Source organism: Coleofasciculus sp. (assembly GCF_046565525.1).
In the GTDB taxonomy this organism is placed as follows: domain Bacteria; phylum Cyanobacteriota; class Cyanobacteriia; order Cyanobacteriales; family Coleofasciculaceae; genus Coleofasciculus.
In genome coordinates, this window is the sequence record NZ_JBKHUP010000043.1 from 1 (window position 1) to 18,613 (window position 18,613).

16 protein-coding genes and 1 pseudogene are annotated in these 18,613 nt (G+C 45.7%); 7 read left to right on the forward strand and 10 right to left on the reverse strand.

The window, feature by feature from the left end; translation table 11 throughout:
* The first annotated feature begins 211 nt into the window (after positions 1-211).
* On the forward strand, positions 212-979 hold the full coding sequence (locus ACLGGO_RS16625; RefSeq protein WP_446338328.1) for a YebC/PmpR family DNA-binding transcriptional regulator: 768 nt from the start codon (positions 212-214) through the stop codon (positions 977-979).
* Between the two features lie 365 nt (positions 980-1,344).
* Here ACLGGO_RS16625 and ACLGGO_RS16630 read toward each other — a convergent pair whose 3' ends face one another.
* A complete protein-coding gene (locus ACLGGO_RS16630) occupies positions 1,345-2,220 on the reverse strand; it encodes an SDR family NAD(P)-dependent oxidoreductase (RefSeq protein ID WP_446338329.1) in 876 nt (291 codons plus the stop codon).
* 276 nt (positions 2,221-2,496) lie between these two features.
* Here ACLGGO_RS16630 and ACLGGO_RS16635 point away from each other — a divergent pair, with 276 nt between their 5' ends.
* Positions 2,497-3,315 carry a carbonic anhydrase gene (locus ACLGGO_RS16635; protein ID WP_446338330.1) on the forward strand — a complete coding sequence of 273 codons (819 nt, stop codon included), beginning with the start codon at positions 2,497-2,499 and terminating at the stop codon, positions 3,313-3,315.
* A gap of 82 nt (positions 3,316-3,397) precedes the next feature.
* Here the strand turns inward: ACLGGO_RS16635 and ACLGGO_RS16640 are convergent, their stop codons facing one another.
* Positions 3,398-4,492, reverse strand: a complete 1,095-nt coding sequence (locus tag ACLGGO_RS16640) for a DJ-1/PfpI/YhbO family deglycase/protease (protein ID WP_446338331.1) — start codon at positions 4,490-4,492, stop codon at positions 3,398-3,400.
* Positions 4,493-4,985: 493 nt separating this feature from the next.
* Here ACLGGO_RS16640 and ACLGGO_RS16645 point away from each other — a divergent pair, with 493 nt between their 5' ends.
* The gene (locus ACLGGO_RS16645) at positions 4,986-5,321 is read left to right on the forward strand and encodes a DUF6335 family protein (RefSeq protein ID WP_446420133.1); all 336 of its coding nucleotides are present in this window, start codon (positions 4,986-4,988) and stop codon (positions 5,319-5,321) included.
* A 389-nt stretch (positions 5,322-5,710) separates the two neighbouring features.
* Here ACLGGO_RS16645 and pyk read toward each other — a convergent pair whose 3' ends face one another.
* Both pyk and ACLGGO_RS16655 read right to left on the reverse strand, forming a co-directional pair.
* A complete protein-coding gene (pyk, locus tag ACLGGO_RS16650) occupies positions 5,711-7,138 on the reverse strand; it encodes a pyruvate kinase (protein WP_446420134.1) in 1,428 nt (475 codons plus the stop codon).
* A 93-nt stretch (positions 7,139-7,231) separates the two neighbouring features.
* Entirely contained in the window at positions 7,232-8,563 is a 1,332-nt protein-coding gene (locus tag ACLGGO_RS16655) for a M16 family metallopeptidase (RefSeq protein WP_446420135.1), read from the reverse strand.
* A gap of 202 nt (positions 8,564-8,765) precedes the next feature.
* Here ACLGGO_RS16655 and ACLGGO_RS16660 point away from each other — a divergent pair, with 202 nt between their 5' ends.
* A complete protein-coding gene (locus ACLGGO_RS16660) occupies positions 8,766-9,704 on the forward strand; it encodes an Rpn family recombination-promoting nuclease/putative transposase (RefSeq protein WP_446420136.1) in 939 nt (312 codons plus the stop codon).
* Positions 9,705-10,417: 713 nt separating this feature from the next.
* On the opposite strand, the gene ACLGGO_RS16665 is transcribed toward ACLGGO_RS16660, so the two are convergent.
* The 3 genes from ACLGGO_RS16665 to ACLGGO_RS16675 all read right to left on the reverse strand — a co-directional run bounded on the left by ACLGGO_RS16665 (position 10,418) and on the right by ACLGGO_RS16675 (position 12,286).
* Entirely contained in the window at positions 10,418-11,323 is a 906-nt protein-coding gene (locus ACLGGO_RS16665) for a protein rep (RefSeq protein ID WP_446420137.1), read from the reverse strand.
* 280 nt (positions 11,324-11,603) lie between these two features.
* Positions 11,604-11,972, reverse strand: coding sequence for an aspartyl protease (locus tag ACLGGO_RS16670; protein WP_446420138.1), 369 nt, complete (start codon positions 11,970-11,972; stop codon positions 11,604-11,606).
* Complete coding sequence (locus ACLGGO_RS16675) at positions 11,969-12,286, reverse strand: hypothetical protein (RefSeq protein ID WP_446420139.1); 318 nt, start codon at positions 12,284-12,286, stop codon at positions 11,969-11,971. The genes ACLGGO_RS16670 and ACLGGO_RS16675 overlap by 4 nt, the downstream gene beginning before the upstream one ends.
* 259 nt (positions 12,287-12,545) lie before the next feature.
* Here ACLGGO_RS16675 and ACLGGO_RS16680 point away from each other — a divergent pair, with 259 nt between their 5' ends.
* A complete protein-coding gene (locus ACLGGO_RS16680) occupies positions 12,546-13,523 on the forward strand; it encodes a carbohydrate ABC transporter permease (protein WP_446338338.1) in 978 nt (325 codons plus the stop codon).
* Positions 13,520-14,422: a carbohydrate ABC transporter permease gene (locus ACLGGO_RS16685; RefSeq protein ID WP_446420140.1), complete on the forward strand. Its 903-nt coding sequence runs from the start codon at positions 13,520-13,522 to the stop codon at positions 14,420-14,422. The genes ACLGGO_RS16680 and ACLGGO_RS16685 overlap by 4 nt, the downstream gene beginning before the upstream one ends.
* 148 nt (positions 14,423-14,570) lie before the next feature.
* Here the strand turns inward: ACLGGO_RS16685 and ACLGGO_RS16690 are convergent.
* Positions 14,571-14,774: pseudogene (locus ACLGGO_RS16690) on the reverse strand (DUF433 domain-containing protein); the annotation flags it as partial.
* A gap of 226 nt (positions 14,775-15,000) precedes the next feature.
* Between ACLGGO_RS16690 and ACLGGO_RS16695 the strand changes: the two are divergent.
* Positions 15,001-16,104 (forward strand): ABC transporter ATP-binding protein, encoded by a 1,104-nt coding sequence (locus tag ACLGGO_RS16695; RefSeq protein ID WP_446420141.1) that lies wholly within the window; start codon positions 15,001-15,003, stop codon positions 16,102-16,104.
* Positions 16,105-16,175: 71 nt separating this feature from the next.
* Here the strand turns inward: ACLGGO_RS16695 and ACLGGO_RS16700 are convergent, their stop codons facing one another.
* Both ACLGGO_RS16700 and ACLGGO_RS16705 read right to left on the reverse strand, forming a co-directional pair.
* Positions 16,176-17,192, reverse strand: coding sequence for an adenosine deaminase family protein (locus ACLGGO_RS16700; RefSeq protein ID WP_446420142.1), 1,017 nt, complete (start codon positions 17,190-17,192; stop codon positions 16,176-16,178).
* 78 nt (positions 17,193-17,270) lie between these two features.
* A complete protein-coding gene (locus ACLGGO_RS16705) occupies positions 17,271-18,410 on the reverse strand; it encodes an aspartate carbamoyltransferase catalytic subunit (RefSeq protein ID WP_446420143.1) in 1,140 nt (379 codons plus the stop codon).
* Positions 18,411-18,613 lie beyond the last annotated feature (203 nt).

The following is an 18,613-nucleotide window of genomic DNA, read 5'->3' on the forward strand; positions in this document are numbered from 1 at the left end:
AAAACAGATGGTTATGCTTATGTCCACAAAATCCAGAGATGTCCATTGATGCGAGCGATTAGAGGAATAGCGATCGCGGTTGACTTGAGCCAAATATTGTGTAGGCTGGGTTGAGGAACGAAACCCTCCCAAAGCTGATGTGACCAATGACAAATGACCAATGACCAAGCTACCCTAGGGAAGCGGGATTTGACTGATTTGGGTTTCAGTTATGGCAGGACATAGTAAATGGGCAAATATTAAGCGCCAGAAGGCGAGAGTGGATGCGGTGAAGGGAAAAACCTTTGCCAAACTCTCACGAGAAATCATTGTAGCTGCCCGTAGCGGCGTTCCTGACCCGAATGGGAATTTTCGCTTACGCACCGCGATTGAGAAGGCAAAGGCGGCGGGTATTCCTAATGATAATATTGACCGGGCGATCGCGAAAGGGTCGGGTCAATTTGATAGTGGTAGCGATAACCTAGAAGAGATTCGCTATGAAGGGTATGGTCCTGGAGGTGTGGCGATTCTAATTGAAGCCCTTACCGATAATCGTAACCGCACGGCAGCAGATTTGCGATCAGCATTTACGAAGAATGGCGGGAATCTAGGGGAAACGGGTTGCGTTAGCTGGATGTTTGACCAAAAAGGTGTGGTGACAGTAGCGGGTGAGGTTCCTGAGGATCAGTTATTGGAAGCGTCACTAGCTGGCGGTGCCCAAACCTATGAATGGATTGAGGATGAGGAGGAACCGGGGGCGGATGTCGTAACCGAGGTGACGAATCTGGAACACTTGAATCAAACCTTACAGGATCAAGGCTTTACCGTGCGCGATGCGGAGTTACGCTGGATACCGGGAAATAGCGTCGAAATTACTGATCCAGATGTGGCGCGATCGCTCCTAAAATTAATGGATGCCCTCGATGAGTTGGATGATGTGCAAAACGTCACCGCTAATTTTGAAATGGCAGATGATTTGGTGTCGTTGACAATGGCGTAAGCCATCGTAGGGGTAAAATAGATTCTACGGTTAAATCGGGCGCACATCGGTGCGCCCCTACATTTCTGGTCGTTTAAGCCTTTTCATCGCTTGGTGAATGCTGGGATTGAACTTTTTTAACGGTGGTATCTGCCATGATTAATCTCCTTATTTGATTATCTGTTTGCTAAGCTGATGTGCATTTAAAAGTGGACATTTTCCGTTCCCTGTTCCTCGTTCCCTTAAATTGCCTTACATATAAGGTTCTCTCCCCCAGCTTCCCCAGCTCCCCCAGCTTCCCCAGCTTCCCCAGCTTCCCCAGCTCCCCCAGCTTCCCCAGCTCCCCCAGCTCTTCCTATCTACTACGGAAAGAGCGCAACTCGGTATTAACGGATTTTCTGGGTTTCTTTGTTCTTTAACCCCTCTTTTTGGTGATCCAGACGCAGTTCACCAGATGGGGGTTGACGCAGGGATTCGGGGGTTTGTTGACCCACGGCGCCTTTAGCAACCGTCACTCCCCCATCCACGAGCCATAGTGCTCCGGTGACATAGCTGGCTTGCTCAGAAGCTAGAAACGCACAAACATTGGCAATTTCCTCTGGTGTACCCCGTCGTCCCATCGGCGCCGCCATGATCAGGGTTTCCTCCATCTGAGCGTCCATCGGACCCGTTTCTTTGTGAGTCCAGGCGGTATCAATGGCACCTGGACAGTAACAGTTCGCCCGCACTCCATATTTGGCTTGTTCAACGGCTACACCTTTAACAAAAGCGTGCATCCAGCCTTTGGTTCCGCCGTAGGGAGAATTTTGTGCTACTCCATTAAATCCGGCTTCTGAGCCAGCACAAACTATGTTACCCCGACTTTTTTGCAAATGAGGTAGGGCGTACTTAGTCATCAGGAATGCCGATCGCAGGTTCATCTTCAGGGTTTGATCAAATGCCTCAATCGGATAGTCTTCAGTTTGGGCAGTTGCCAGAAACACACCTGCATTATTGACCAAAATATCCAGTGTCCTGTATTGGTTAATCGTCGCTTCCACACAGGCTTGAGCTTGATTGGTTTCTGAGACATCCCCTCGATCCGCGATCGCTTCCCCGCCAAAGTCGTTGATGGCTTTTGCCACCTCCTCAACTGGATCATCCGGTAGTCCATTGACAACCACCTTAGCGCCTTCTTTGGCAAATTTATGCGCGATCGCTTCCCCGATACCTGTTCCCGCACCTGTCACGATGGCGACTTTTCCTTCTAGGAGTCTACTCACGATCCAAACCTCTTCCCACGACTATTTCTACTCTGTTCTTGTTTTCAACTCATCTCAAATCAATTTTTTCTACATCTATCTTTGGGATGATTTTGCTTGGGGATAATTGGGAAAGTGGGCAACAGTATAGCAATCTGTGTTAATTAATGCTATAAATTTAACTTTTTGATAACCAATACTGATAAATAAATTTCTATCCATCGGTAGACTATTCACAAAAATTAGAGTAAGCTTATATTTATAAAGATTTGTAAAGCACTCACTCAGATAAGGCAAATGGATCGGCGTACATTACTCAAGTATTTGTCAATCGGCGTAGCTGGAACCTCCTTAACCGCTGCCGTACAGTCTCTCGTATCAGCATCTGGTGGGGGAGGTGCTGCATGGGGTTATACCGGATCACTTGGACCTGATGAATGGGGAAATCTTGATCCCGCCTATGCGGTTTGTGGAACGGGAACACGACAATCCCCAATCGCTCTCACAAATCCGGTTAATGTCAATTTTGCCAATGACTTTAGCATTAACTACAACTCGTTTTCCCCAACCATTAGGGATACTGGTAAGACTATCCAGGTTGACTGTCCTCCTGGTAGTACTCTGACCTTGGATGGTAAAACATTTAATTTAATCCAATTTCACTTCCACGCTTCCAGTGAACATACTATAAATAACGAAGTTAAGCCGATGGAAGTTCACCTAGTTCATCAACGTACAGATCCACAGGGAAACGTAGAACTAGCGGTCATTGGCAGGCTCATGGAAGTGGGCAGTTCTGGTACAAACTCTGAGATGGCAAAGATTTTGAACAACCTACCCCCATCAGGTGGAACAACATCACCCTCACTAACCATCAATCCTAAATACTTTCTTCCTAGTGATGGTCTGTTAGGCAGTCTACTGACCGCCCCGCCCCAATATTATCGGTATTCTGGTTCTCTCACCACACCGCCTTGTTCAGAAATTGTGAATTGGATTGTATATAAAGATACGATGAGAATTACATCAGGACAACTCAGCAACTTTACAAACCGATATTCCAATAATTTCAGACCGGTGCAAAACCGGAACGGCCGGCTCGTACTCAAAGATTAATTAAATCCACGTTTACAGAAAAGGGAAACGAGAACGAGTTTAGCGGGTTAGCGTATTTCGGCTAACCCCCAAAAATCAATCCTTAACCCCCAACCGCCGCCAAGGTAGTGGGTTCAGCAGGCGTCGCTTCTTGTTCTCCCAGGCGATTGTGATAAAGGTCAGCTAAACGCTGTTCGTATTCTGCCAACTCCTTTTCAATCTGAGTAAACAGTACGGTTGATGTTGGATCTGTGAATTGTTTCCGCAGATTATAAGCATCGACAACACCCGTTTGGATGTCACCCAAGGCATGGCGTAAAATTGATAAACTGTCGCTCGGTTGCAGCCAATTTTGTAAGGCGGCGTAGGCGTCTGTCGCCACTTCCGGAATGGATTCAAACGCCTGAAAATCTCTCAAACGATTCTCCAGCATAATAATATGATGCTGCTTATTTTCGATGATTTCTTGCAGTAGCGATCGCAACTCGACATCAGGCACTTTTTGGGCATAATACTCAAAGGCTTTTCGCCCATATCGTTCCCCAGCTAAAGCCGTATTCAATCCATTAACAATGTCGCTTTTGCTACTACCCCCCCAAGCTTCTGCCAATTGCCACCATTGAGCGGTCGTATCCTTTTCATCGGGTAACGCTTGATCCGGAATCCCTAAACCCAATCGGGTGAGAATGGCGGTAGTAAAGATTGCCAAATCACCGGGTTGACGAGAGGTAATCAGATTCCCATCCACCACTAAGGGTTCATCCACATAGTTAGCACCGGCGTTCGTCATATCCTTGCGAATGGAGAGAAATCCGGTAGCATTTTTGCCCTGAAGTAAATCCCCTTCAATTAATACTTGGGGACCGTGGCACACCGCCGCGACGAGCTTATTCAACTCCATGGCTCCTTGCACAAATTGTACGGCATTAGGGTTATTTCGCATCGTATCCGGCGCCATCCCTCCGGGGATAACTACAGCATCGAAACTTTCTGGACGTGCTTCGGTTACTGTACCATCCGGTTTAATCGAAACCTTCCCTTGTTTTCCCTGATAGGTTTCATTCATGCGCGAACCCAGAACCACAACCTGTGCCCCTGCTTGTTGCAGCGCTTGATAAGGGATTTGAAACTCGGAATCTTCAAAATTCTGATCAATCAGAATGGCAACTTTTTTGGCTCTATTATCGGTTATCATCATCAGAATTGTTAACGACTTGATCTGGTAAAATATTGGACTTGTATTCTTTCAGCCACGAATAATACGACGGGCTAAACAGGTATTATGGATTAAGTATTCTCAGCTTATGAACGGTTCCGGAAAAAGTCATCTCTCAAAAGAAAGAAATAGGGTTCGCTCTGGGGTAATAAACCGATTTACCTGGGAAACGCTAAGCTGTTGGGTGGGAGTAGTAACCTACTGCCGTAGTACAGCTAAAATTGTGGAATAGATTGGGTTCGTAGTAGGGGCTTTAGCCCCTGATTTTATGGGTTTTCTGGTTGTAAGGCTAATCTACCAAATTAGCTTTGCCACACCACTACTGCCGTAGTACAGCTAAAATTGAGGAATAGGTTGTAGGTTGGGAAAAGGCAAGGAAACCTAACAAAAGATAGGGCTCGCATCCCTTACTACGAACGAACCCAAGCTAATCTATACAAATTAGCTGTGTCACACCACTACTAAGGAGATATGGATGGAACCTGAAAACATAAACCAATCCCAGTCAAACCCGATATCATCAGACGAAAGTCAGGTTAAAGAATCGACAAACCGTATGGCAAGCGGCGAACCCACCACTACCGATATAGATGCTAACCTCTACCAGGCAAAAGTAAGCGGCGACGAAGCGATTGGGGGTTTAGCATCCACACCGGAGCAAAATGTAACCCAGGAGATAGAGCGAGTAGTTGGTGTAGCTGGCGCTCAAAAAGAACCGGCGCAAGTCACGGATAAGCTAAAACGGCGGGATGAGAAGCGTTGGGAATTAGATCCGAAGTCCTCTGAAGATTATCAAGAACACGGACTATAGAATGTTGGTTGGCGTAATAGCAATTAGCGGCAGATAATACCCAATCCGCCTTTATCAATGGATAATTAATAATTGATAATTGACAATTGATTAATTGGGTCTAAGACCTCTTCGTTTACGAAGAAATTAAAAAAGATTTTCCTTAATTTCAATCCTCTTCTTTTAAGGAGAGATCATTATCCATTGTTCATTATCCATTGTCAATTTATGAATACCCCCTGCAAGAAGAGGCGATTGAAATCGCGGAACCACACAAACTTTCGTCCGCCTGCGCGGACTGAGTTATAACAGGGGCAGCCAACCCGGATTTGGTATAAGAAGTCAAAAGTTACAAGCAATAATTTTGAGTATTGAAGCCTACACTGAGCTGGCGCTACGGTGTGGGTAATTCACGCGCTAATCGTATGAAGCTTGAGCAAGTTCGTTCCGCCTGGGATTTTTGTCGGAATCCCAGCGATAATCAAAATTTTGTCTCCCGCTACCACTAAATTCCGTTTTAATAACTGAGTTTGGGCTTGATTAACTAGCTCTTCAAAAGACTCAACTTCTTGCTCGATTAACAGGGGTTTAACCCCCCAAACTAAATTCAAGTTGTGGTAAACTTCTAAATTAGGAGTTAGAGCAATAACAGGCACTCCTGGACGCTCGGCGGCGGCTAGTTTGGCGGTGTGTCCTGTACTGGTGAAAGCCGCAATACAGCGCAAATCCATAATCTTATCAATCGTGTTGAGCGCTTCACTCAGAGCATTGGCTTCACTGGTTGCGGCTGGGGGATAGTTGACAAACTTAATTTCTGGTTCCACATCCGTGGCAATACGGGCTAGCATTGTCACGGCTTTAAGTGGATATTTACCCACGGCTGACTCCCCGGAAAGCATAACCGCATCGGTGCCATCAATAATTGCATTAGCCACATCGCTGGCTTCAGCACGAGTTGGACGGGGATTATTAATCATACTGTCGAGCATTTGGGTTGCTGTGATTGCTGGAATCCCCTTTTGGTTACAAATCCGAATAATTTTCTTTTGCAGAAACGGGACTTTTTCCGGACTCATTTCTACACCCAAATCTCCCCGTGCTACCATGATACCGTCGCACTCATTAATAATGGCTTCTAAGTTCGCGATCGCTTGAGGTTTTTCGATTTTGGCAATCACTGGTAGGGATGAGGCATTGTGTTGCTGGAGAAATCCTTTGAGAGTACGAATATCTTCGGCAGAACGCACAAAGCTTAAGGACACCCAGTCAACCCCTTGAGCAATGCCAAATTCTAAATCTTGTCGGTCTTTGTCTGTCATAGAGGGTAGGCGATTTAGGCTCAATCCGGGTAGGTTAACCCCTTTACGGCTTTTGAGTATACCCCCTTCGACGACTTGACATTTAACGGTATTGCCGTCAATTTCCTCAACCCGAAGTTCTAAAAGTCCATCATCCAGCAGAATCTGCACTCCGGGTTCTGCTTCTTGAGCCAGGTGGGGATAGTCGATAGCAACGGTTTTCGCTTGATGATTGAATTCAGAAAGGGGAACGAAGGAAATGGATTCTCCTTGAACCAAGTTAAGTCCTGCATCGGGCAGTTTCCCGACTCGAATTTTCGGTCCTTGTAAGTCTTGGAGTAACGTAATCGGTGTATCTAATTCCTCTTCAATAGAACGTAGCAAAGAAATGGTGTGAGCATGGTCATCGTAGCTACCATGGGAGAAGTTTAACCGTGCCACATTCATTCCCACTTGCACCATTTGCTTGAGGATGTCTGGTGAATTACTTGCAGGACCAATGGTAGCAACGATTTTAGTGCGATTGCTTAGAGGTTTCATTATCAATTAATTATTCCTAAATTGTGGTAGGGGCACGGCATTGCCGTGCCCTATTATCTTATTTATCTCGTCCCGTTATCTCTTCCCGTCTATTTACGCTGGTTTCATCGTCACAATACCATAAGCATCCGTTGCCAGATAATCCTGGGCAGCCTGTTGAATCTGGTGAGCATTGACCGCTTGAATGCGAGCCGGATAATTTAAGGCTGGGGTTAAATCACCTAATTGGGAGTGATAATAACCATATAGACTGGTGCGATCGCTCGGTTTCTCATTACTGAAAATGAATCGATTCGCCACTTGGGTGCTAATTCTGGCAATGTCCGCCCCATCGACGCATTCCGTTTGTAACCGACGAATATGCTCCGCAATCGCCGCTTCCACAATTTCTAAGTTCTCTGTGGGAAGCTGGGCGGAAATATAAAATATTCCCTGTAGCTGCTGGGTCATATTACTCACCCCAATATGAGTCACCAGTTGACGGTCTTCGCGCAAATCTCGCACCAACCGCGACATCCGCCCCTGTCCTAAAATAGCGGCTAAAACGTCTAATGGATAGGTACTTTCTAACTGTGTTAGTCCCGGTACTCGCCAAACCATGACCAATCGCGCCTGCTGTAATGTCGAGTCTACATACTCTTGGCGCACAATGTCGGTAAACGGCGCTTCTGGCTTATAGGTAAGACGGGATGATTGGGGATTGGGCGAAGCATTCGCGTTGGGATTTTGACCGACAACCGATAAATCTGGGCGCATAAGCTTCGCCCCTACGTGGGCAAATCCTTGGGCTACTGTTTCAATCAACTCCTCCACAGGTAAATTGCCCACCGCTACGGCTGTCATCGTTTTGGGCTGATACCAGGTGCTGTGAAAGTCTCGCATCTGCTGAGAGGTTAAGGTTTCAATCACAGATGTGGGTCCAAGTACCGGGCGACGGTAGGGGAGGTAGTTAAAGCTGGTTTCTAACGCCCGCCGAAAGGTGCGGCGACGGGGACTATCTTCCGAACGCCGAATTTCTTCTAACACTACTAGCCGTTCCCGTTCAAAGGCGTCATCGGGAATGAGGGGATTTAATACCACATCCAGTTGCAAGGGCGCGAGTTGAGCAAAATCCTTGGGTGCTGTGGTGATGTAGTAATGGGTGTAATCATGACTCGTTGCCGCATTAGTCACCGCACCACGTTCTTCAATCAGCCGCTCAAATTCGCCACTGTTCAGGCGTGGTGTTCCCTTAAAGACCATGTGTTCGAGAAAATGCGCCATACCGTTAATCGGGTCAGGTTCAACGGCGGAACCCACATTCACCCAGACATTCAGGTTAACCGCATCGACAGGCATCTGTTCTGCCACAATGGTTAGACCATTCGGTAATGTCTCAAGGGTTGGGGCATTTAGAGGTGGAGTTTTGAGCAGAGTTGAGGTCATTCGTTACTCGCTTGCTTTGCAGTTGTGCCATGTTTCTCTATGTTAATGGGTTTGTCAGATTCCCCCGGCATATCCTAGTGCAGCGCGGCAAAAATACTTGAGCAGCTTTGTAGATACGATGAAGCAGGGGGAGCAGGGGGAGCAGGGGTAACAGGACGGTAAAATAAAACCATATTCTCTGAATTTAGACTGAAGGGGGAACATGAAGTTTATTAGTCCTAAAGTCGATTATGCCTTTAAAAAAATATTTGGCTCTGAACAAAGCCAAGCAATTTTAATCAGCTTTCTCAATGCCATAATCTATGGGGGTAATCAGATTATTCAATCCTTAACGATTGTCAATCCCTATAATCCGGGTCAGGCGATGACGTTAAAAGATACTTACCTAGACGTAAAAGCTGTTTTAGAGGACGGATCTATCGTCATTATTGAAATGCAAGTAGCGCGGGTAAGTGCTTTTAGTAAACGGGTTGTTTATAACCTGGGGAAAGCCTATACCAATCAGTTGGGTATAGGAGAAAATTATCTAACACTCACCCCGGTCATTGCTTTGACAATCACCGACTTTATCCTGTTTAACCAGACGACTGATGTGATCAATCAATTTGTTTTTCAGGAAAAGACGAAAAAATTTGAATATCCCGATGCAGAATTACAACTATTTTTTATAGAATTGCCAAAGTTCAAGAAAACCCTATCTGAATTAAGCAGTTTAAGCGATAAGTGGATTTATTTTATTAAAGAAGCGGCAACCTTAGATACAATACCAGATAAATTAGGGGAAGTCAATGAAATAGAACTCGCTTTAACGATTGCTAATCAAGCGGAAATGACTGTAGAAGAGTTAGAATTCGTCGAGCGGCGAGCGATGATGTTCCAAGATGAGAAAGGACGGATCATTTATGCTCAAGAAGAAGGCAGAAAAGAAGGCAGAAAAGAAGGGCGAAAAGAAGGAAAAATAACGGAAGCGATCGCGTTAATCTTGCGTCAACTCAAAAAGCGCTTTGGCGAGATTCCCATGGCGATAACTAGCCAAATTGAGACGTTATCACTTGAAGAGTTGGAAAGTTTAGGAGAAGATTTTTTAGACTTCAATCGTTTGGCAGATTTGGAACATTGGCTGGAAGCAAGGGGCGATTGAAATCGCTGCTACACAAACAAAGTCCGCCTGCGCGGACTGGGTTATAACGGGGGTGGATAACCCGGATTTGGTAGGAATTATTATCGCTGCTTTCTGCATTGGCGCAAATAGTATTTGGCGTTGATTCAGGGGAATTTACGGTTAAATTTGATGGCAATTTGTGAGGAATTTTGGCTTATTGGGTATTCTTCCCTAGGATATTGGAATTACTCTAAGTCAGTCGCTTTATAGGTTTTATGGGTACGGCTTTGAGGGTGCGATCGCGCTGATCCACCCTTTGAGCTTTTATTACTCAATTTTTATCGATTTTTAATTACTATACTCCTTGCCTCAATCGCTTTTTATATCTCTTTTATTTCATGTTTTCAAGGGAAGCTGTTCAAGCGGCTCTCGCCGTATGGGGAATGAAATCAATATTTAGTTTAGGACGTTTCCCATGAATAAATGGATTGACCGAGCAAAGCGAGTAGTTCTCGTACTTCAAGCAATTTATTTCCTTATTGCAATTCCAGTGGTCGGTTGGCAAGCCTATTCTTTCCTTGAGAATTCAGGATTTCTTGACGAATTATTGGACAATCGCTTGGACAATCGGGACGAATAGTCTAATTCCTAACCTTCTGGTTCTATTGCTGGAGGGTTAGGTTTTCTACATAACTCATGTCTCACAGTTCCCTGTATGCCTGCATTGGCATTCTTTCTTCTTGTCTCCCTTGTTACTCTGCTATGTACATCCCCAACTCTCGCTTCCACGTAAACGATACATTCTCATCATCCACCTCATCCCCCTCCTGACTAATTCGCTGTTTATGTTCCAACTCCATCTGTCGCATATATTGCCTCAAAACACCGCCCACAGCCACACCTCTGGTTTGGTGCAGTTGGCGGGTTAACTCCAGAAACCATTCTCGATTCGCCACTAAGTCTGATTCCTTTACCTGATACTTGAGGATTTCTGGGATAATCACCGTTGGGTCATCACTCTTCGCGATCGCACTCACATGGAGGACAGGTGTATAATCGATTCGCAAACACTGTTGCCATAATTGTCCCCACTTGGCTTTGGCAATATAGCCATGACTAAAATAGGATGGTGGCACCATCGCCAACACATGGAAATGGGGATGTGCTGATTCTCCATCCTTACCTTTTGTCACTTCCACCGATTTAACCCATCCCTTAGCGGACCAAGCTTTTAACTCCGTCAACCGCTTAAATCCTCGATTCATCCAATTTAACGTGGTTCGCAATTCCTCCAAACGACAATTCTGAACCGTCAACGTGATAAACAGCCAACGGGATTTAGGATAATCTGCAACAACTTGAGGAATCACCTTATACGCCCTAGCTTTCCACATCAGACTTCGCCGCCACTGACAAATCGGACAGTGACGCACTCGACAAAATCTGGCGTAAGATAGTTTAAATTCGAGCAAATCCTCCGTTGACTCTGGGACTAGGCAAAACTCCAGGAATTTGGCACAATCACGCATCCGATGGGCATAGCGATTAAAGCTACCTTTACCTTGCCTGTAAAAACCCGAGATAATATCAGCATTGGCTCGATGCTTTTCCCAAGCTTTATGATCGGGAGACAGGTTCGATAAACTTATCTGCGCCATGAGTTAATCTCTGGATATATAATTTTTGAATTAGTTGTCCTTTTTTAGGATTACATATTATCCTTTCCAATTTCTTAACCCCCCTTAATCCCCCGTGCAAAAAAAGCGAAGCATCCTCTGTTCTCCCCCCTTGCAGGGGGGAACGAGGGGGGTAGGGGGGAAACTAAAGACGGTGTGGTTCCCTCCCGATTCCCTCCCCTTGATAAGGGGAGGGTTAGGGTGGGGTTGTTTAAGACTCGCGCCCGCCCCGACAAACTCTCACAGGCGCTTCTTTCGCCATTTACCCCAGCGTCAACATTCCAGTTGCAAAATTCACCGCCAGTGGTAGCATCTTCAACCACTGCAAACCGAGTAGCGGTTCGGATATACCTGATCCAGCTAATACTGGAATAATATATTCCCTTTCATCCAGAAAAACCCTGCCTTCATATATATCAAAAAAATCCTCCCCTTGTACCATTCGCATCGCACGTTCACTTTCAATCATCGACCAACCCAAGCTTTGGACATCTTGAGCATCAAGCGCTAAATAGCCCGTTGTAAAGCCTGTATCTAATAACACATCAATGGGGTATCTTTCTGCATCAGCGCCAACTAAATCAATTTCAAAGATCAATTCACCAATCTCACCAAACTTGCCTGAAATCATATCTTGCCACAAGTTCCGGTTTCGTTAAGGCGCATAATTCCCACCATACCGCTTGGGTATTTTTGACGCGCTTTTTCCATCGCCACGTCTTCATCCGGATCAATAAAATAATCCCCACTGTTTGGTTCAATAATCATAAACCAGTTGTAATGATCTCGGATGAGTTGAGGGCTGACTTGAGCAAAAATCTCTCGATAGCGCTTTATCCGGGCATTTTTTTCCGCTTCCCGTCTGGCTAACTCCTCTGGGGGTATCGTATATTCCGGAAATAGTCTGCCTTGGCGACGAGGACGAACGGATTTGGTGCGAGTCATTGGTTTAATTCTTAGAGAGTAGCGAGGATACAATTATTTTACAAGACTTAAACCAGCAGAATTGACACTTCCCGCTTTAGCACAGCTAGTGCATGACGACTTTTTAAGCAGCGTGCAAACTAGGGTGAATGTCACGCTCCTTAAGGCTGGTGGGCAATGCCCACCCTACTTAGCACAGACAGATAGGATAGAACGATTATCATAGAGGATGGTAACAGGATGGATTGATATCGGTTTCCTCCAGTTAGAGTAAATTCTTATGTCAGTTTTCAGTAAAATTATCAGTGTAATTATTGCCGTAATTATTGGCTGTGGCGGTGTGCTTGGCTTCTTTTATGCCATGAATTATCTAGCCAACACCTTACCTCATAAATGGCAATCGCGAATTCTACCTTGGATTTATCTCGCTCCCGCCCTGCTGGTGCTGACGGCATACTTGATTTTACCCACGCTGAACACAATTTACATCAGTTTTCTGGATCGGCGATCGCAAAATTTTGTCGGACTAGAAAATTATAAGTTTGCTTTCACCAGTGAGGCGATGCTGGTGGCGTTTCGCAATAATTTGTTGTGGCTGGTTCTGGTGACGGGGTTTAGTGTCGGGTTTGGCTTGATTCTGGCGGTACTCATGGATAAGGTACGGTATGAACCTATCGCCAAGTCCCTCATCTTTTTACCCATGGCAATTTCTTTTGTCGGCGCGAGTGTGATTTGGCGGTTTGTCTATGCCTTTCGTCCAGCCGGATCAGAGCAAATTGGTTTACTCAATGGTATCATCACCAGCCTGGGATTTGAACCCGTGGGTTGGTTAGTGGAACGCTCGATTAACAATTTTGCCCTAATTGCGATTATGATTTGGCTGCAAACCGGCTTCTGTCTGGTGTTGCTTTCCGCAGCGGTTAAAGGGATTCCCAAAGATATTATCGAAGCCGCCCGGATGGATGGGGCGAGTGAGGTACAAATTTTCTGGCGGATTACTATCCCGATGATTCGTTCCACCTTGGCGGTGGTGACAACCACAGTGGTGATTATGGTACTTAAGGTGTTTGATATTGTCTTTGTGATGACGGCGGGGAATCAAGGCACAGAAGTGATTGCTTCGCGGATGATTAAAGAAATGTTTAACTATCGCGACTATGGCAGGGGGAGTGCGATCGCGGTTATCTTATTACTAGCAATTGTACCAATTATGGTCGTCAATATCCGCCGCTTCCGTCAGCAAGAGGCAAGTCGATGAAATCTAAACGTCGCCGTAAATCGAATTCTGTGAAACATCTGTCTCATCAGTTGCGAAATGCCTTCAATAGCCTTCCGGTTCATCTGAGTTTAATCGTCATTTCCTTAATTTGGACATTACCCACCGTTGGCTTGTTGATTAGTTCCCTACGCCCGAAGGATGACTTGTTGGAAAGTGGCTGGTGGATGGTGTTTCAACATCCCTTTGATTTCACCCAATATCAGTTAGGTAATTATATCGATGTTTTGACGGCGGAAGGAATGGGACAAGCGTTTCTGAATAGCTTTGCCATTGCCATTCCCGCGACACTTATTCCCATCGCTATCGCCACATTTGCCGCTTATGCTTTTTCTTGGATGACGTTTCCGGGGCGTCAGTTGTTATTTATTTTAGTGGTGGGGTTGTTGGTTGTCCCCTTACAGATGACGCTGATTCCGGTATTGCGATCTTATAATCATTTGGGATTATCGGGTTCGTTTTTAGGCGTGTGGTTAGCCCATACGGGATATGGTATGCCGTTAGGGATTTATTTACTCAGAAATTATATCGGTTCCCTACCCAAGGATTTAATCGAAGCGGCGGCGGTGGATGGGGCGTCGCACTTAACCACGTTTACTCGCTTAATTGTACCCCTTTCTCTCCCCGCGATCGCATCCTTTGCCGTGTTTCAATTTTTATGGGTATGGAATGATTTATTAGTCGCCTTAGTGTATCTGGGAGGAACACCCGATGTCGCCCCCTTAACCATTCGTTTAACTACGTTGGTAGGTTCTCGTGGCGAAGCTTGGCATTTGCTGACAGCCGGGGCTTTTGTCACCATGATTGTACCCCTGATTGTGTTTTTTGCCCTGCAACGGTATTTTGTTCGGGGGATTTTGGCAGGTTCAGTTAAGGGATAATGTCTTATGTGTAGGAACAGGAAACAGAGGGTAATCATCAGCAGTTGAACAACCACGTAGGGGCACGACATGTCGTGCCCTTACCCTAAGCAGAATTTCTGTTTAAGTTCTAATTTGTTATTTATCAATTGCGATTAATGATAAAAAATCATGCTTCTAGTTGATGTCTAGCTTTCTGCTGTTGGAGTTTTACCCAAAGAGTTTCTCGCCCTGGTTTTGGCGGCATTGTGGCAACACGAGCAGCATGATTACGATTGCGCTCCTGCCAATACTGTCGATTTTCTTCAGCCTGTTTCAGAACAATTTGATACTCGGCTTCAACATCAGGGCGATTTGCCTCAATATAGGATAAGGGCTCTCCCGTACTTGTGGTGGAAAAGCCTATATTAGTGATAGATTCCCTAAAAACATTGTTTTGAAAGTCTTGCCCCACAAAGTTTCCAAGAATAATCAGGTTTGCTTATCACCCTAGGTACGGGAGAGCCGCAAAGCTGGACACTTTATCAAGTAAGTATTAATATTTTATATTAGCATACCGTTGGGGCATCTACGTCTAAATTCCCAATTCAGGTTCTAAAATGGCTAGTGTTATTTTTGAAGGCGTCAACAAACAATTTGCTGATTTTATCGCGGTCAATGATTTAAATCTGACTATTGACGATGGTGAATTTCTCGTCTTTGTTGGTCCCTCTGGCTGCGGTAAAACTACCTCCCTACGGATGCTGGCGGGACTGGAAGATATAACCCAAGGCAGTATTTATATTGGCGAGCAGCGAGTCAATGATGTTCCGCCCAAAGAGCGGGATATTGCCATGGTTTTCCAGTCTTACGCCCTGTATCCCCACATGTCTGTCTATGAAAATATGGCATTTAGTCTAGAATTACAAGGGAAGCGTAAAAGCGAAATCAAAACCCGTGTTGAAAGTGCAGCCAAGCAATTAGGAATTGACCATTTACTGTACCGCAAACCCAAAGAACTTTCCGGAGGACAGCGCCAGCGAGTTGCGGTGGGTCGCGCCATTGTGCGGAATCCGGCTGTATTTTTAATGGATGAACCGTTATCCAATTTAGATGCTAAATTACGGGTACAGGCGCGGGCAGAAATTAGTAAACTGCATCATGAATTAGGCACTACATTTATTTATGTCACCCATGACCAAGTGGAAGCAATGACTATGGGAAGTCGCATTGCGGTGATGAATCAGGGAGTTTTACAGCAAGTTGATACCCCAGAAAAGCTGTATAATTATCCGGATAATGTCTTTGTGGCTGGTTTTATTGGGTCTCCAGCCATGAATTTTTTTGATGCTAAGTTAACCAGTAAAGATGAAAAGTTATATGTAAAAGTAGACTCATTTGAACTTCATATTCCTCCAGAAAAAGCCCTATTTTATCAACATTATTCAGGGGAAGAAGTTATCTTTGGGATTCGCCCAGAAAACATCCATGATCCTGACTATATTCCCCCAGGTATTCGTCCCTCCTCTGTTCAAGCCACAGTATCCGTTACGGAAATGATGGGGAATGAAATCATTGTTTATCTGACGACGCCAACAAATCACGAATTCATCGCCAGAGTTGATCCGCGATCGCGCATGAGTGTGGGACAATCGGTTAGTGTGGTGTTTGATCGGTCTCAGTTTCACCTGTTTGACAAGCACAGCCAACAAGCCATTACCTGATTTTCTGTTTCCTTGAACATTGTAGAGACTCCTCCGGTGGAACCTCTCCCGGTGGAACGTCTATCTGACACTCATTCCCCAGGAGGCAACCATTGCTCGAGTTCTGCGATGAGACGATCCCGAGTGAACTCATCAAGAATTGCCTGACGAAAGGCATTCCGAGTCCAGCGTTTGAGATCAGAGATTTTCGCCTGTCGCTGTGTGATCAACCGCGATAATTCATCGGTGAGGTTACAACCAAAGAAGGTTGGATCGTCGGAATTTACTGTAACTGGGACACCTGCTGCATCAAGGGCAAAAATCGGATGGTCTTGATAAGAAGCGACATTTTGCAGTCGTTCATTTGAAGTAGGACACATCTCCACAGTAACACCGCGATCGCGCAATAGTTCTACTACTTTTGGATTTTGAATCGCTGAAGTGCCATGTCCAATCTGGTCAATGCCTAATTTTTCAACGGCAATTTGGATGTTCTGTGCTCCAGTCATTTCACCGGCATGAACTTTGACTCGTTTGCCTACTTCTGTTGCCAAATCAAGCGCGGGTTTGAACATGTCTGGGGGCCAGCCGACTTCGTTCCCTTGTAGATCAAATCCTGTGACGATGGAAACCAACCGAGTTCTCCGCACCCAGTAAATCGCGTCCTCAACTCCCTGATTCCGGAGCAATCCCACAAATATACGAATCCTGCAATCCTTGGCGCGAGCCCGTTCTATTTCTGCTTCGAGTAATCGGAAAACGTCACTAAGGGAAGCTCCGAGTTGTTCTACCAATGCAGCAGCGACATTGATCTCGGCATAGCGGATATTCTGCTTTAACAAGCCTTCTACCACATCGTGAATCAGTTCTGCATAACCGGAGGGAACCCGTAGCCACGGATAAATGTATTGCTCAAACAGAGTCTGAAACTCTCCAAAATCGCTAAACCGGAAGTCAGGTGCATACCAAGGTGGTACTTTGGGTAACTCCGTGCCATAATGCCGTTTATGTGCCATGCGTAAGGTAGACCAGCTTGGCGCTCCCTCTAAATGAAGATGCAGCTCGGCTTTAGGCATTTTGGATAGGTCAAACATCTGTCTGCCGCTCATGGTGTAGAAACTCCACTAAATCTTAAGTCATTATTCACAAAGGACTAATGACTAATGACTAATGACAAATGACCGATATTAAGACTTCCCACTCCCCATCAGATAAAGTAGCGCCATGCGTACCGCAACACCACTGGTTACCTGTTGAGAAATTAAACTGAATTCCGGATCATCCATTAACTCTGAACTAATTTCCACGCCGCGATTGACGGGTCCGGGGTGTAGGACTTTGACTCCAGGGTGGCAAAGTTTCAAGCGATCGCGCGTTATCCCATAACGCTGATGATATTCTCGCAAACTGGGCAGTAGATGCGCTGTCATGCGTTCTTTTTGTAGCCGTAAGGTCATGACAAAATCCGCATCTTTGAGCGCCGGTTCAACATCCCAATGCAAGAATAGCCGACGATTGGGGATTGGGGATTGGGGATTGGGGATTGGGGATTGGGGATTGGGGATTGGGGATTGGGGATTGGGCGAAGCATTCGCGTTTGGATTTGAGTAGAAACCCGATAGATCGGGGCGCGAATGCTTCGCCCCTACAGCCCCGACGACCCCTACCTTCCCATGGACATACTCAGCAAACTCCTGGGGTACTAGGGTTGGTGGACCGGCTAAATGAACCTCAGCACCACTCGCCGTCAGACTCCAAATATTAGAACGGGCAACCCGTGAATGTATGATATCCCCGACAATGGCAATTTTTTTGTCTGCCAAGAGTTTCAGACGAGGATACTCAAAATCCAATAGGGATGTAATTGTAAACAAATCCAGCAACGCCTGGGAGGGATGTTCATGCTGACCATCTCCCGCATTCAGGATACCGACATTCGTATCCAGGCGATCCATTTCAGTCGCGATCGCATGAGGAACTCCAGCTTCTCGATGGCGAATTACCATCATATCCGCACCCATTGCTAAATAGGTTTTTGCTGTATCGAGAATGGTTTCTCCCTTGGTCAAAGAAGAGGTTCCCGGTGCAAAATTCAGTGTATCCGCACTCAACCGTTTTGCCGCAAGTTCAAAACTACTGCGGGTGCGGGTTGAAGGTTCAAAAAACATATTCGCCACTACCTGACCTTGCAAAGCCGGGACTTTTTTCGTGCGCCGGGAGAGAACTTCCCGACAGCTAGCGGCTGTTTGTAATAGGGTGTCGTATTCAGCCGACGTAAAATCTTCCAGGGAAAGGACATGGCGGCGAGTCCAAGTGGCAGTAGCCATAAGAATAAGAACGCGAAATGGATAGAGAAGGGCTAACCGTTACTATAGTCTCCATTCCCCTCTCACGACAAATAAATTTGATCAACTAAACCTTTCTTTTGAGGGACGTTAGCCAGCTTGATTATTTCTCATAATGCTATAAGAAAAGAAAATTCTAAATTTAGATGAACCCAGCCGTCGTCGTTTCGTTATCCCCAACTACC

Bases quoted from the DNA above. Each gene is read 5' to 3' on its own strand.
- pyk (WP_446420134.1), bottom strand. From the start codon at position 7,138: ATGAAACCTCTAAGCAATCGCACTAAAATCGTTGCTACCATTGGTCCT.
- ACLGGO_RS16645 (WP_446420133.1), top strand. From the start codon at position 4,986: ATGGAACCTGAAAACATAAACCAATCCCAGTCAAACCCGATATCATCA.
- ACLGGO_RS16700 (WP_446420142.1), bottom strand. From the start codon at position 17,192: ATGAGCGGCAGACAGATGTTTGACCTATCCAAAATGCCTAAAGCCGAG.
- ACLGGO_RS16660 (WP_446420136.1), top strand. From the start codon at position 8,766: ATGAAGTTTATTAGTCCTAAAGTCGATTATGCCTTTAAAAAAATATTT.
- ACLGGO_RS16670 (WP_446420138.1), bottom strand. From the start codon at position 11,972: ATGATTTCAGGCAAGTTTGGTGAGATTGGTGAATTGATCTTTGAAATT.
- ACLGGO_RS16655 (WP_446420135.1), bottom strand. From the start codon at position 8,563: ATGACCTCAACTCTGCTCAAAACTCCACCTCTAAATGCCCCAACCCTT.
- ACLGGO_RS16675 (WP_446420139.1), bottom strand. From the start codon at position 12,286: ATGACTCGCACCAAATCCGTTCGTCCTCGTCGCCAAGGCAGACTATTT.
- ACLGGO_RS16685 (WP_446420140.1), top strand. From the start codon at position 13,520: ATGAAATCTAAACGTCGCCGTAAATCGAATTCTGTGAAACATCTGTCT.
- ACLGGO_RS16625 (WP_446338328.1), top strand. From the start codon at position 212: ATGGCAGGACATAGTAAATGGGCAAATATTAAGCGCCAGAAGGCGAGA.
- ACLGGO_RS16680 (WP_446338338.1), top strand. From the start codon at position 12,546: ATGTCAGTTTTCAGTAAAATTATCAGTGTAATTATTGCCGTAATTATT.
- ACLGGO_RS16695 (WP_446420141.1), top strand. From the start codon at position 15,001: ATGGCTAGTGTTATTTTTGAAGGCGTCAACAAACAATTTGCTGATTTT.
- ACLGGO_RS16635 (WP_446338330.1), top strand. From the start codon at position 2,497: ATGGATCGGCGTACATTACTCAAGTATTTGTCAATCGGCGTAGCTGGA.
- ACLGGO_RS16665 (WP_446420137.1), bottom strand. From the start codon at position 11,323: ATGGCGCAGATAAGTTTATCGAACCTGTCTCCCGATCATAAAGCTTGG.
- ACLGGO_RS16705 (WP_446420143.1), bottom strand. From the start codon at position 18,410: ATGGCTACTGCCACTTGGACTCGCCGCCATGTCCTTTCCCTGGAAGAT.
- ACLGGO_RS16640 (WP_446338331.1), bottom strand. From the start codon at position 4,492: ATGATGATAACCGATAATAGAGCCAAAAAAGTTGCCATTCTGATTGAT.